Here is a 13,841-nt window from a genome sequence, read left to right on the forward strand (position 1 = left end):
AAATATGAATCAAGGAGCCTGCACGCACCCATTTCGACTGGCATGCAACTTGCTCTGAAAAGCGTACCCGGGCCGCCGCGCCTTCAGTCCCCATCACGGAGATCCCATGCAACGTCGTCACCTCCTGCAACTCTCGGCACTGGGCGCATTGCCCGCATCGCTGGGCCTGGGCCGCAGCGTCTGGGCGCAGTCCAAGGACAGCATCCAGTTCGCCTGCCCCGTGCCCATGTCGGGCGCCTTCGCGGCCAACGGAAAGTATGCGGATCTGGGCATGAAGCTGGCCATCGAGCAGTACGGCAAGGCGCTGGGCCGCCCGCTGGCCTACACCGTGCTGGACACCGAGGGCAAGCCCGCCACGGCCGTGCGCAAGCTGCAGGAGTCTTCGCAGCAGCAGGGCACGCGCTTCTTCGCAGGCGGCATCCTGTCGTCGGAGGCGCTGGCCATGGGCAAGGAGGCCGAGAAGACCGGCGGCATCTTCATCACCACCGCAGGCGCCGACGAGATCACGGGCAAGGACTGCAACAGCGCCACCTTCCGCTGGTCGGCGCCCACCTTCGGCGCCATCGAGCAGACCGTGCGCCCGCTGGTCGAGGCCCTGCCCAAGGCCAAGCGCTGGTACACCATCACACCGCAGTACGTTTTCGGCGACGGCCTGCTGACGGCGGCCAAGAACATCTTCAAGGAAAAGGGCATCGAGCATGTGGGCAACAGCTACCACTCGCTGACCGAAAAGGAGTTCAGCGGCTACCTGACCAATGCCGTGGCCGCCAAGCCCGACGTGCTGCTGCTGCTGAACTTCGGCGCCCAGTCCTCGGACACGCTGCGCCAGGCCATCAGCTTCGGCATGAACAAGAACATGACCATCCTGATCGCCTGGGCCTCGGGGCTGGAGCAGTTCGAATCGCTGGGCGCCGACCTGTGCGACGGCGTGTACTTCGGCGCCCAGTACTGGCACACGGTGGACACGCCGCTCAACCGCGATCTGGTGCAGCGCTGCAACGACAAGTTCAAGGCCAATCCCAACTACAGCCTGGCCGGCCACTACATCTGCACCAAGCTGATGATCGACGCCATCATCAAGGCCGGCACGGCCGACCCCAAGGCCGTGGTCGCCGCGCTGGAAGGCATGAAGTACCAGGGCCTGACGGGCGAGGAAGAGGTGCGCAAGGCCGACCACCAGGTGCTCAAGAGCTACTACCTGCTCAAGGGCAAGGCCAAGTCCAAGATGAAGAACAAGGACGACTACGTGGATGTGGTCAGCTCAGGCAAGTCCTTCCTGCCCGTAGATCAGACCGGCTGCAAATTAGCTTGAGATGGAAGGCACCCCCTGAGGCGCTGCGCGCCTTCCTCTCCTTCGGGAGGGGGACGACACCCTCGCGGCGGGGCGGCCCTTGCTCGGTGTCCCCGAGTTGGGCCGTGCCGGTTCAAGGGCTCAGCCCTGTGTCGCACGGGGTTCAAACCATCGCGCATTCCGCGCCGCCTCCTTCGTCCATCGTTTCGGACCCTGTATGAGCATCTATCTGCTTCAGACCATCAACGGGATCGGCATAGGCATGCTGTATTTCCTGTTGGCCGTGGGCCTGTCCATCGTTTTCGGCCTGCTGCGTTTCGTGAATTTCGCGCACGGTGCCTTCTACCTGCTGGGCGCCTATTTCTGCTACCAGATGACGCGCTGGGGCATGAGCTTCTGGCTGTCCCTGGTCGTGGTGCCGCTGGCCGTGGGCGCGCTGGGCTGGCTGGTGGAAAAGCTCATGCTGCGCCATGTGTATGCCAAGGCGCATGAGTTCCACATCATCGTCACCGTGGGCCTGGCCCTGGTGGTGCAGGAGCTGGTGATCGTGCAATGGGGCCCGCTGGGCGACAGCGTGGCCGTGCCCGATCTGCTGCAGGGCGTGGTGATGTGGGGCAGCTTCGTCTATCCCAAGTACCGGCTGTTCGTGATCGGCTTCACCGCCGTGCTGGCCGTGCTGCTGTGGTGGCTGCTGGAGGGCACGCGGCTGGGCAGCGCGGTGCGCGCGGGCAGCGAATCGACCGAGATGGTGTCCCTGCTGGGCGTGAACGTGCTGCGCATCTTCAGCCTGGTGTTCGCGCTGGGCGCGGCCACGGCGGCGCTGGCCGGCGTGCTGGCTGCGCCCATACGCGGCGCCGAGCCCTTCATGGGCGTGGAGGCGCTGGGCGTGGCCTTCGTGATCGTGGTCGTGGGCGGGCTGGGCAGCTTCGGCGGCGCCCTGGTCGGCGGCCTGCTGATCGGCATCGTGCAAAGCGTGATGAGCACGCTGTGGCCCGAGGGCGCGCGCCTGATGATCTACGTGGCCATGGCCGCGGTGCTGCTGCTGCGACCCCATGGCCTGCTGGGCCGCAAAGGATGAAGACCATGACCAGGCATTCCCATCTCCTTCTCGCGCTGGCCATCGTGGTCGCCATGCCGCTGTGCATGCAGTCGGGCTCGCTGGCCAGCGAGGTGCTGATCTTCGGCCTCGCGGCCATGGGCTGCAATCTGCTGCTGGGCTACACGGGGCTGCTGTCCTTCGGGCAGGGCATCTTCTTCGGCCTGGGCAGCTACACCATCGCCCTGCTGCTGACGCGCTGGCCCCTGCCCATGCCGCTGGCCCTGCTGGCCGCCACGGCCATGGGTGCCGTGGGCGCGGCCATCGTCGGCTGGGTGGCCATACGACAGCGCGGCACCTACTTCGTGATGCTCACCCTGGCGTTTGCGCAGATGTTCTATTTTCTGGCCTACTCGGCCACGGACATCACCGGCGGCGACAACGGCCTGCTCGATGTGCCCCGCCCCGCCCTCGCGGTGGCCGGCCAGACGCTGTGGCCGCTGGCCACGCCCTGGCAGTACTACGGCTTTGTGGCCGTGCTCTTTCTGGTGGTGTTCTGGCTGCTGCGCCGCGTCTGCGACTCCATGTTCGGCCGCACCCTGCTGGCCGTGCGCGACAACGAGGAGCGCGCCGCCGCCGTGGGCTACGACCTGAGGCTGCTGAAGCTGCAGGCCTTCGTGATCTCGGGCGCGGTCACGGGCCTGGCCGGCGCGCTGCACGCCATGATGACGGGCATCGCCCCGCTGTCCAACGCCGAGTACCACACCAGCGAAATGATCCTGGTGATGACCGTGATCGGTGGCACGGGCAACCTGCTGGCCTCGGTGCTGGGCGCGGCCTTCTATGTGCTGCTGGGCGACTGGCTGTCCACCCTGTGGCCACGCTGGCTGCTGCTGCTGGGCGTGGTGCTGATGATCGTGAGCCTGGGCCTGCAGCGCGGCCTGTGGGGCCTGGGCGAGAGCCTGTGGGCCCTGGTGCGCCGCAAAGGGCCGGCAGATGCCGAGGCGGCCGCTGCAGAAACCAAAGGAGGCCAGGCATGAGCGCCGCAGCATCTCCCATCCTGCTCGAAGCCGTGGGCGTCGAGAAACGCTATGACAAGTTCGTCGCCCTGGGCGGCGTGGACCTCAAGGTCCGCGCCCACACCGTGCACTCGGTGATCGGCCCCAACGGCGCGGGCAAGACCACGCTGTTCCACATGCTCACGGGCACCAAGAGCGTGAGCGGCGGGCGCATCGTGTTCGACGGCCACGACGTGACGCGCGAGCCCGACCACCGCCGCGTGCGCCGTGGCATGGCACGGTCCTTTCAGGTCACCAGCCTGTTCCTGACCCTGCCCGTGCGCGAGAACCTGCGCCTGGCCGCGCAGGGCGTGGCGCCCGCCAGGGCCCTGGACTGCTGGAACGCGCCCGTGGGTGCTCGCGCCCTGGCCGATACCGTGGCCAGCGTGCTGTCGCGCCTGGGCCTGGAGCGCCATGCGGACACGCCGGCCGGCAACCTCTCGCACGGCCAGCAGCGGCGGCTGGAGGTGGGCATGGCCCTGGCCGCACGGCCCAAGGCCATCTTCCTGGACGAGCCGACCTCGGGCATGGGCATCGACGACCTGGACGAGATGAAGCGCCTGATCCAGGGCCTCAGGGACGAGCACACCGTGGTCCTCATCGAGCACAACATGAACATCGTCATGGACATCTCCGACACCATCACCGTCATGCAGCAAGGCCGCGTGCTGGCCGAAGGACTGCCCCACGAGATCCGCGCCGACGAGCGCGTGCGCAGCGCCTATCTGGGCAACATGATCACGGGAGGAAAGGCATGAGCGGTCCCCTGCTTTCGGTCGAGGGCATACACGCCCACTACGGCAAGAGCCATGTGCTGCAGGGCGTGTCGCTGCAGGTGCAGGACGGCGAACTGGTCACGCTGCTGGGCCGCAACGGCGCGGGCAAGACCACCACGCTCAAGTCCATCGCGGGGGTGATGCAGCCCTCGCAGGGGCAGATCCGCTTCGGCGGCGAACCCGTGCACCGGCTGGCCACGCACCAGGTGGCCCAGCGCGGCATCTGCCTGGTGCCAGAGCACCGCGGCATCTTCAAGCTGCTCACGGTGGAGGAGAACCTGCTGCTGGGCCAGCGCAAACGCTCGCCCTGGCAACTGGCCGACATCTACCGCATCTTCCCGCGCCTCAAGGAGCGGCGCGGCAACGGCGGCGGCCAGCTGTCGGGCGGCGAGCAGCAGATGCTGGCCATAGGCCGCGCCCTGATGAACGCGCCGCGCCTGCTCATGCTGGACGAGCCCGTCGAGGGCCTGGCGCCCGTGATCGTGGAGGAGATCGTGGCCCAGCTCAAGACCATCAAGGCCGCTGGCGTGGCGATCTTGCTGGTGGAGCAGAACCTGGAGGTCTGCACCCAGCTGGCCGACCGCCACTACATCATCGAACAGGGTGCGATTGCGCACGAGGCAGGCAATGCCGCTTTCCTTTCCGATGACGCCATCAAGGACCGGTATCTCGGTGTAGGGATCGCCTGATCCACCGCCTTTCGCATTCCCAGGAGTCATTCATGGATCTCAGTACCCCTCTTGCAGCCACCGCCGTTGCGGCCGGGCTGCGCACCGACGGCGCCCGCCTGTGGCAATCGCTGATGGACCTGGCGCGCATAGGCGCCACACCCAAGGGCGGCGTGTGCCGCCTGGCGCTGACGGACCTGGACCGCCAGGGGCGCGATCTCTTCGTGCAGTGGGCGCGCGAGGCCGGCTGCAGCATCCGCGTCGATGCCATCGGCAACATCTTCGCGCGCCGCGCGGGCCTGGACGATGCGCTGCCGCCCGTGATGACGGGCAGCCACATCGACACCCAGCCCACGGGCGGCAAGTTCGACGGCAACTACGGCGTGCTGGCCGGGCTGGAGGTGCTGCGCACGCTCAACGATGGCGGCGTGCGCACGCGTGCCCCGGTGGAGGTGGCCGTGTGGACCAATGAGGAAGGCTCGCGCTTCGTGCCCGTGATGATGGGCTCGGGCGTGTTCGTCAATGCCTTCACGCTGGAGCATGCGCTGGCCCAGCGCGATGCCCAGGGCGTGAGCGTGGACGAGGCGCTGCGCGCCATCGGCTATGCCGGGCCGGCCGGCCCGGCGCCTGCGGTGGGCGCGTATTTCGAAGCCCATATCGAGCAGGGTCCAGTGCTGGAAAACCATGAACGCGTGATCGGCGTGGTCAGCGCCGCGCTGGGCCAGCGCTGGTACGACGTCAGCGTGCAGGGCATGGAGGCCCATGCCGGCCCCACGCCCATGGAGCTGCGCCACGACGCCCTGCTGGCCGCCAGCTGCATCGTGGCCGAGGTCAACCGCATCGCCCTGGACCGCCTGCCGCATGCGCGCGGCACCGTGGGATCGCTGGAGGTGTTTCCCAACTCGCGCAACGTGATCCCGGGCGGCGTCAAGCTCAGCGTGGACCTGCGTGCGCCGGACGACGGCCAGTTGCTGGACATGGACGCCGCACTGCGCGCGGCCTGCGAGCGCATTGCCGCTGCGCGTGGCGTAACCATTGGCGTGGAGCAGGTCGTCTACTTCCCGCCCCAGCCGTTCACGCCGCACCTGGTGGAGGCCGTGCGCACCAATGCCGCCGACCTGGGCTACAGCGCCATGGACGTGGTCAGCGGCGCGGGCCACGATGCCGTCTACCTGGCCCGCGTGGCGCCTGCGGCCATGATCTTCGTGCCCTGCGCCGACGGCATCAGCCACAACGAGATCGAGGACGCCGAGCCCGCCCACCTGGAGGCCGGCTGCAACGTGCTGCTGCGCGCCATGCTGGCGGCCGCGGGCGTGGTGCAGGCAGCGGACGGCGGGGTGCCGGCATGAAGATCCTGATCGCCCGGCTCAACCACGAGACCAATACCTTCTCGCCCGTGCCCACGCCCATCGAGGCGTTTGCACCCACCTATGGCGAGGCGGCCTATTCGGCCAACAAGGGCATGCGCACGGCCATGGCCGCCTTCATCGACCTGGCCGAGGCGGCGGGCGCCACCCTGGTCACGCCGGTATCGGCCACCTCCAATCCCAGCGGCCCCGTGCATGCGGCCGCCTACGACGAACTCACGCACCGCATCGTGGCGGCCGCGCCGGGCTGCGATGCCATCTTGCTGGACCTGCACGGCGCCATGGTGGCCGAGAACAGTGCCGATGGCGAAGGCGACCTGCTCGAACGCGTGCGCGCCGCCGCGCCCGGCGTGCCCGTTGGCGTGGCGCTGGACCTGCACGGCAACATCACCGAAAAAATGGTGGGCAATGCCGATGTGATGGTCGGCTTCAAGACCTATCCGCACATCGACATGTACGAGACCGGCGAGCACGCGGGCCGGCTGCTGCTGGACATGCTGGCCGGCCGCGCGCGCTACGCCGTGTGCTGGCACCGGCTGCCGCTGATGAGCCACACGCTGCGCAGCACCACGCTGGACGGCCCCATGCTGGACGCCGTGAACGCCGCGCGCGCCCTGGAAGCGGAGGGCCTGCCCGCGGTCTCGGTGTTCGGCGGCTTCTCGCTGGCCGACATCGCCGCGCCCTGCGTGAGCGTGGTCGCCACCTGTCGCACCGAGGAGCGCGCGGCCACCCAGGCGAGCGTGGACGCGCTGGCCGCCCGGATCTGGCAGCGGCGCGCCGACTTCATCTACCGCAGCGAGCCGCTGGCCGATTCGCTGCGCCGCGCCCAAACCCTGGCCGAAGGCGCCGACCGCCCCGTGCTGCTGCTCGACCACGGCGACAACTGCATGTCCGGCGGCACCTGCGACACCATGGACGTGCTGCAGACCGCGCTGGAGCTGGGCCTGTCAGGCATTGCCGTGGGCCCGCTGTGCGACCCCGAAGCGGTTGCCTCGCTCACGGCGGCCGGCGAAGGCGCCGAGGTGGAGATCGCGCTGGGCAACAAGGTATCGCTGGAGCGCATCGGCCTGCACAAGCAGCCGCTGCGGCTGCGCGGCACGGTGCGCGCCGTCAGCGACGGCGCCTACACGGTCAGCGGCCCCATCTACACGGGCCAGCGCTGCCACATGGGCCGCACGGTCTGCCTGGACACGGGCGCAGCGCAGATCGTGATCACCGAGCAGACGCACGAGCCCTGGGACCTGGGCGTGTTCCACTGCGTGGGCATGGACCCGACGTGCTTTCGCTTCGTGCTGCTCAAGTCGCGCATGTACTGCCGACCCGTCTTCGTGCCGCTGTCCGCCGGTCTGGTCGAGTGCGACAGCCCCGGCGTGACCACCTCGGACTATTCGCGCTTTCCGTTCGCCCGGGTCAGCCGCCCGGTGTTTCCGCTGGACGCCATCTGATGGACGCCATCTGATTGCCCGGCTTTGCGGCGGCGCGCAAGCAAAGACCGCCGCCGCTGCGGGGCATTGGGCAACCAGGCATCACAACAGTTTCACAGCAGGGCCCGGCTATTGCCTGTCGGCCTACAATCGGTTCCCCCCTACCTCGGCCGACGGCACGCGGGCTGATCCGCGCGTGCGTTGGCCATGCCTTCGCTGGAGACGCTTGATGTCCGACAACACGGCCCCGACCCCTTCCGATAAACGTGCCCAGCTGCGCCGTGCCGCACTCGAATACCACGAGTTTCCCAAGCCCGGCAAGTTGACCATCGTGCCGACCAAGCCCATGGCCAACCAGCATGACCTGGCCCTGGCCTACTCGCCCGGCGTGGCAGCGCCTTGCGAAGAGATCGTCAAGGACCCGGCCGCCGCCTTCAAGTACACGGCGCGCGGCAACCTGGTGGCCGTGATCTCCAACGGCACCGCCGTTCTGGGCCTGGGCGACATCGGCGCGCTGGCCTCCAAGCCGGTGATGGAAGGCAAGGCCGTCCTGTTCAAGAAGTTCGCGGGCGTGGACGTCTTCGACATCGAGATCAACGAGAAGGACCCGCAAAAGCTGGTCGATGTGATCGCCGCGCTGGAGCCCACCTTCGGCGCCATCAACCTGGAAGACATCAAGGCACCCGAGTGCTTCTTCGTGGAGCGCGAACTGCGCCGCCGCCTGAAGATCCCCGTCTTCCACGATGACCAGCACGGCACGGCCATCACCGTGGCAGCGGCCATGGTCAACGCGCTCAAGGTGGCCGGCAAGAAGATCGAGGAGGTCCGTCTCGTGGCCTCGGGCGCGGGCGCCGCTGCCCTGGCCTGCCTGAACCTGCTGCTCAAGGTCGGCCTGCGCCGCGAGAACGTGTTCGTCACCGACCTGGCCGGCGTGGTCTACGAGGGCCGCACCGAGCTGATGGACGAGGACAAGGCCCAGTTCGCGCGCGCCACCGAGCTGCGCACGCTGGGCCAGGTCATCGAAGGCGCCGACGTATTCCTGGGCCTGTCCGCTGGCGGCGTGCTCAAGCAGGACATGGTGGTCAAGATGGCCGCGCGTCCGGTGATCTTCGCGCTGGCCAACCCCAACCCCGAGATCATTCCCGAAGACGTGAAGGCCGTGCGCAGCGACGCCATCATCGCCACGGGCCGCTCGGACTACCCCAATCAGGTCAACAACGTCCTGTGCTTCCCGTACATCTTCCGCGGTGCCCTGGACTGCGGCGCGACCACCATCACCACCGAGATGGAAATCGCCACCGTCCACGCCATCGCCGAGCTGGCCCAGGCCGAGCAAAGCGAGGAAGTGGCGGCCGCCTACGTGGGCGAGCAGCTGACTTTCGGCCCTGAGTACCTGATCCCCAAGCCCTTCGATCCGCGCCTGATGATGAAGATCGCCTCGGCCGTGGCCCAGGCCGCCGCCGAGTGCGGCGTGGCCCAGCGCCCGATCCAGGACATGGACGCCTACCGCGCCCACCTGCAGACCTTCGTCTACGCCTCGGGCACCATGATGAAGCCGCTGTTCGCCGCGGCCAAGAAGGCCGCCAAGAAGCGCGTGGCCTACGCCGAGGGCGAGGAAGAGCGCATCCTGCGCGCCACGCAGATCGTCGTGGACGAGCGCATTGCGCGCCCCACGCTGATCGGCCGCCCGGCCATCATTGCCCAGCGCATCGAGAAATTCGGCCTGCGCCTGAAGGAAGGCACGGACTACGACGTGGTCAACGTCGAGCACGACGAGCGCTACCGCGACTTCTGGCAGACCTACCACCGCATGACCGAGCGCAAGGGCATCACCGTGCCCATCGCCCGGATCGAGATGCGCCGCCGCCTGACCCTGATCGGCTCCATGCTGCTGCACAAGGGCGAAGTCGATGGCCTGATCACCGGCACCTGGGGCCAGACATCGCACCACCTGCAGTATGTGGACCAGGTGATCGGCCGCCGCGCCGGCGTGCAGACCTATGCCTGCATGAACGGCCTGCTGCTGCCCGACCGCCAGGTCTTCCTGGTGGACACCCACGTCAACTACGACCCCACGGCCGAGCAGCTGGCCGAGATCACCATCATGGCCGCCGAGGAAATGATGCGTTTCGGCGTCAAGCCCAAGGCCGCCCTGCTGTCGCACTCCAACTACGGCTCCAGCAACCAGCCCAGCGCCGTCAAGATGCGCCAGACCCTGGAGCTGCTGCGCGAGCAGGCCCCGTGGCTGGAAGTGGACGGCGAGATGCACGGCGACGTGGCCCTGGACGGCAAGGCCCGCGCCCAGCTCATGCCCAACAGCACGCTGCTGGGCAACGCCAACCTGCTGGTCATGCCCAACATCGACGCGGCCAACATCAGCTACAACCTGCTCAAGCAGGCCGCCGGCGGCGGCATTGCCATCGGCCCCGTGCTGCTGGGCGCCGCCCGTCCCGTGCACATCCTCACGCCGAGCACGACGGTGCGCCGCATCGTCAACATGACGGCGCTGACGGTGGCGGACGCTAACGCTAATCGGTAAGCTCCCCCTGAGCAGCTTCGCGGCTTCCCCCTCTCTACCCGCTTCGCGGGGGAGGGGGACGGCGCCCTCGCCGCGAGGCGGCTCTTGCTCGGCGCCCCTGGTTTTTCGGCCGCGCGCGCTTTTTTTGACAACGGGCGGCATCTGCATTGAATAGCAGGCAACTCAGGCGCAGAGTTGCCTTCTCACTGTTCAATCCCCAGACATTTCCTTGGTCAAGCTGCCTGTTTTTTGGGCAGAACTTGCATTTTGAGGGGTGTTCCGTCACACTAGCGGGTCGAGATTTCAGGGCTTCCCTGGATTTCTGAAAGGTGTAGTTGATGCTGAAGGCAGCCGCCGCCAAGGCGTACCAGTCCGGTCTAGCGCTCATCGTCGGGGCCGCCTTTGTGCTGTCGCCCTCGCTCGCTGATGCGCGCCGCTCGGCGCCCGAGAGCGTGGAGACGACGGCGGCCATGGCCACCGTCCCCCTGTCCGAGTTGCCGCGCGAAGGCCGTTCCACGTATACGCTGATCCTGCGCGGTGGGCCTTTTGCCCACGACAAGGACGGCACGGTGTTCGGCAACCGCGAGCGCATCCTGCCGCGCCAGTCGCGCGGCTATTACCGTGAGTACACGGTGCGCACGCCCGGTTCGCGTGACCGTGGAGCCCGCCGCATCGTCTGCGGCGGAGAGCCCCAGCAGCCCGATGCCTGCTACTACACCAGCGACCACTACAGCAGCTTTCGCAAGATCATCGAATGACCTCGACCCAGTCTCTACAGCCAGTTCGACCCTCCGTGTCCGACGCAGTGCGCTGGCAGGGGTCTGCATTTCATCCACAGCCCAGGGATGCCGAAGGCCATGAGCCCGTCCCCGCAGGCCACATCCACGTTAGAGAAAGAGCCACGGAGATGGATGCACCACTTCGTAAGATCCCCGACACCCCTTTGCGGAACGTGCGCGCCAACATCGTGCAGTCCATCCGCGCCTACAGGGTGGAGGATCTGCAACAGGCGGCCGAGACGCTGGGGTGCCATTTTCTGTATGCCAACCTGGCCCATGCGCAGACCAAGGCCGACATCCTGGAACTGCTGGCCACGCAGTTCTTCTTCCCCGCGCATTTCGGCAAGAACTTCGACGCGCTCTACGACTGCCTGACCGACCCCATCCACAAGGCCGGCCCGCAGCCGGGCTTTGTGCTGGTGCTCGACCAGATCCCGACCACGCCCAAGTTCGACAAGGAAGTGCGCGAGCAGCTGCTGGACAGCTTCCGCGACGCGGCCGAGTACTGGGCCGAGCGCAAGATTCCGTTCCGCTGCTTCTACTCGTTCCTGTAAGCGCAGGACATTGAAGGCCCAGAGCCCACAGCGCCCAATCGGGTGCTGTGGGCTCTGCAGTCGCTGGGCGCCGCCTGTGCCTAGGCGCGCGTGAACCGGGCGGCGAGTGCCTCGTATTCGGACACCGGCACTTCCTCGGCGCGGCGCTGCAGGTCGAATTCCCCGTCAAATCCCTTGGCTTCCAGCCAGCGCCCCAGCGTGTTGCGCAGGATCTTGCGCCGCTGGCTGAAGGCCACCTGCACCATCTCCTCCAGCAGCTTCGCGTCCAGGGCCGCCGGCGACTCGCGCGGGACCATGCGCACGACGGCGCTGTCCACCTTGGGCGGCGGATTGAAGCTCTCGGGCGGCACGTACAGCACGCTCTCCATCGCATAGCGCCACTGCAGCATGACCGTCAGCCGCCCATAGGCGGCCGTGGAGGGCGACGCCACCATGCGGTCGATGACCTCCTTTTGCAGCATGAAATGCTGGTCCTCGACCACGTCCACCTGCTCGAGCAGGTGAAAGAGGATGGGGCTGGAGATGTTGTAGGGCAGGTTGCCCGCAATGCGCAGCTTGGGCACGCCCAGGCGCGCGGCAATGGCACGGAAGTCCACCTTGAGCACGTCGGACTCGACCACATCGAGCTGCTCGTGCAGGCGCAGGCGCACGGCCAGGTCGCGGTCCAGCTCGATCACGGTGAGCCGGCCCAGGCGTTCGACCAGGGGCTGGGTCAGGGCCATCAGGCCCGGCCCGATCTCGACCATGGACTGGCCCGGCCGGGGGTCGATGGCGCTCACGATGCCGTCGATGATGCCGTCATCGGTCAGGAAGTTCTGGCCGAAGCGTTTGCGAGGAATGTGTTTCATAGAAAAAGCAAGGCGGTGCGCCATGGCACCGCCTTCCATTGTGGACTGCCGCAGCCGCAGCTGCTCGGGGGTTGTCTTATTGCGGAGGCTCGCGGTACTCGACGTAGGCGCGGCCACGCAGCTCCTGAAGCCAGGCCTGGTAGTCGGTTTCGAGCTTGCGCTCGCGCACCACGTTGCGAACCATGTCGCGCTGCTCGCGCGGCGTCAGCGCAGCCTGGCGGCGCTCGATGAGCTGGATCAGGTGCACACCGAAGCGCGAGACCAGCGGGTCGCTGACCTGGCCGGGCTGCAGCGCATTGAGCACCTGCTCGAACTCGGGCACGAACTGGCCGGGCGAGGCCCAGCCCAGGTCGCCGCCGTTGCGCGCGCTGCCGTCCTGCGAGAACTCGCGGGCCAGCGATTCGAAGCTGGCCTGGCCGCTGTCCACGCGGCGCTTGTAGTCGGCCAGGCGCTTGGCGGCATCGGCCTCGGTCATCTGGTCGCCAATGCGCAGCAGGATGTGACGCGCATGGTTTTGCGTGACCACGGACGGCATGCCGGCCTGCGACTTCTCCAGCACCTTGAGCACGTGAAAGCCCGCGCCCGAACGGAAGGGGCCGACGATGCCGCCCTGCGCCGTCTGGCCCACGGCCTTGGTGAACAGCTCGGGATAGCGGTCCAGCGGGCGCATGCCCATGGCGCCGCCGCCCTGGCCGTCGGGCACATCGGAGAACTCCTTGACCACGGCCAGGAAGTCGCCTTGCGTGCGGGCGGCCTCGGCGGCCTGCTTGGCGCGGGCCTCGCGCTCGGCCACTTCGGCGGGGCTGGCGTTCTCGGGCACGGAAATCAGGATGTGGCCCAGGTTCACGGCGGCCGGTGCCTTGTCGGCACCGCCGCTGCGCTGCTCAGCCAGGTAGCGATCGATGTCGGCATCGGTGACGCGCACGCGGCCGTCCACATCGCGCTCGCGCAGACGTTGCAGCGTGATCTGGCGGCGCAGCTCTTCACGGAACTGCTTTTCGTTCACGCCTTCGGCCCGCAGGCGGGACTGCAGGCCAGCCTTGTCCAGGCCGTTTTGCCGCGCCACATTGGTCAGCGCCTGGTCCACGGCGTAGTCATCCACGCGCAGGCCCGTGTCCTTGGCTTCCTGCAGCTGGGCCTTTTCGACGATCAGGCGCTCGAGCACCTCGCGGGCCAGCAGCGCCTCGGGCGGCATCTGGCCGCCCTGCTCGGCGATGTTCTGCGCCACGCGCGCCATGCGGGCACGCACTTCGTTGTTGGTCACCGGCTCGGAGTTGACCACGGCGACGATGTAATCGGCCGAGCGCACGCCTGCCTTGGCGCCGCGATCGCGCGACGAGGGCAGGTTGGTGGCGTCCAGCGCACGCGAGACGGAGGCATCGCCGGCCTGGGGCGCCCTGGACTGGCCCGGAACACGCAGGCCTTGCGCCTGGGCTGTGGTGGCCAGCAAGGCCAGCGCCACAGCGGCAGCTGCGCAGCAATGGGTCTGGGAAAGAAAACGCATGGGAGAGATGCCTTGCAA

General features: G+C 67.7%; 12 protein-coding genes. 10 read left to right on the forward strand and 2 right to left on the reverse strand.

Annotated elements, in window-relative coordinates; genetic code table 11:
* The first annotated feature begins 106 nt into the window (after positions 1–106).
* The 10 genes from DACI_RS30470 to DACI_RS30515 all read left to right on the forward strand — a co-directional run bounded on the left by DACI_RS30470 (position 107) and on the right by DACI_RS30515 (position 11,471).
* Positions 107–1,312, forward strand: a complete 1,206-nt coding sequence (locus DACI_RS30470; RefSeq protein WP_012207820.1) for an ABC transporter substrate-binding protein — start codon at positions 107–109, stop codon at positions 1,310–1,312.
* Positions 1,313–1,508: 196 nt separating this feature from the next.
* Positions 1,509–2,369 (forward strand): branched-chain amino acid ABC transporter permease, encoded by an 861-nt coding sequence (locus tag DACI_RS30475; RefSeq protein WP_012207821.1) that lies wholly within the window; start codon positions 1,509–1,511, stop codon positions 2,367–2,369.
* Between the two features lie 5 nt (positions 2,370–2,374).
* Positions 2,375–3,367 (forward strand): branched-chain amino acid ABC transporter permease, encoded by a 993-nt coding sequence (locus tag DACI_RS30480; protein WP_170962116.1) that lies wholly within the window; start codon positions 2,375–2,377, stop codon positions 3,365–3,367.
* Positions 3,364–4,143 carry an ABC transporter ATP-binding protein gene (locus tag DACI_RS30485; protein ID WP_012207823.1) on the forward strand — a complete coding sequence of 260 codons (780 nt, stop codon included), beginning with the start codon at positions 3,364–3,366 and terminating at the stop codon, positions 4,141–4,143. Before DACI_RS30480 ends, DACI_RS30485 begins: the two co-directional genes overlap by 4 nt.
* Positions 4,140–4,850: an ABC transporter ATP-binding protein gene (locus DACI_RS30490; RefSeq protein WP_012207824.1), complete on the forward strand. Its 711-nt coding sequence runs from the start codon at positions 4,140–4,142 to the stop codon at positions 4,848–4,850. The genes DACI_RS30485 and DACI_RS30490 overlap by 4 nt, the downstream gene beginning before the upstream one ends.
* A 32-nt stretch (positions 4,851–4,882) precedes the next feature.
* Entirely contained in the window at positions 4,883–6,178 is a 1,296-nt protein-coding gene (locus DACI_RS30495; protein WP_012207825.1) for a Zn-dependent hydrolase, read from the forward strand.
* The gene (locus DACI_RS30500) at positions 6,175–7,641 is read left to right on the forward strand and encodes a M81 family metallopeptidase (RefSeq protein WP_012207826.1); all 1,467 of its coding nucleotides are present in this window, start codon (positions 6,175–6,177) and stop codon (positions 7,639–7,641) included. Before DACI_RS30495 ends, DACI_RS30500 begins: the two co-directional genes overlap by 4 nt.
* A 208-nt stretch (positions 7,642–7,849) precedes the next feature.
* Positions 7,850–10,159, forward strand: a complete 2,310-nt coding sequence (locus tag DACI_RS30505) for an NADP-dependent malic enzyme (protein WP_012207827.1) — start codon at positions 7,850–7,852, stop codon at positions 10,157–10,159.
* 317 nt (positions 10,160–10,476) lie between these two features.
* On the forward strand, positions 10,477–10,896 hold the full coding sequence (locus DACI_RS30510; protein WP_012207828.1) for a ribonuclease domain-containing protein: 420 nt from the start codon (positions 10,477–10,479) through the stop codon (positions 10,894–10,896).
* 149 nt (positions 10,897–11,045) lie between these two features.
* The gene (locus tag DACI_RS30515; RefSeq protein ID WP_013804792.1) at positions 11,046–11,471 is read left to right on the forward strand and encodes a barstar family protein; all 426 of its coding nucleotides are present in this window, start codon (positions 11,046–11,048) and stop codon (positions 11,469–11,471) included.
* An 80-nt stretch (positions 11,472–11,551) separates the two neighbouring features.
* On the opposite strand, the gene rsmA is transcribed toward DACI_RS30515, so the two are convergent.
* Together rsmA and DACI_RS30525 are read right to left on the reverse strand one after the other, a co-directional pair.
* Positions 11,552–12,319 carry a 16S rRNA (adenine(1518)-N(6)/adenine(1519)-N(6))-dimethyltransferase RsmA gene (rsmA, locus tag DACI_RS30520; protein WP_043783066.1) on the reverse strand — a complete coding sequence of 256 codons (768 nt, stop codon included), beginning with the start codon at positions 12,317–12,319 and terminating at the stop codon, positions 11,552–11,554.
* Positions 12,320–12,395: 76 nt separating this feature from the next.
* Entirely contained in the window at positions 12,396–13,823 is a 1,428-nt protein-coding gene (locus DACI_RS30525) for a peptidylprolyl isomerase (RefSeq protein WP_012207831.1), read from the reverse strand.
* Positions 13,824–13,841: the final 18 nt, after the last annotated feature.

Origin of the sequence: Delftia acidovorans SPH-1 (assembly GCF_000018665.1) — a bacterium.
Classification (GTDB): domain Bacteria; phylum Pseudomonadota; class Gammaproteobacteria; order Burkholderiales; family Burkholderiaceae_C; genus Comamonas; species Comamonas acidovorans.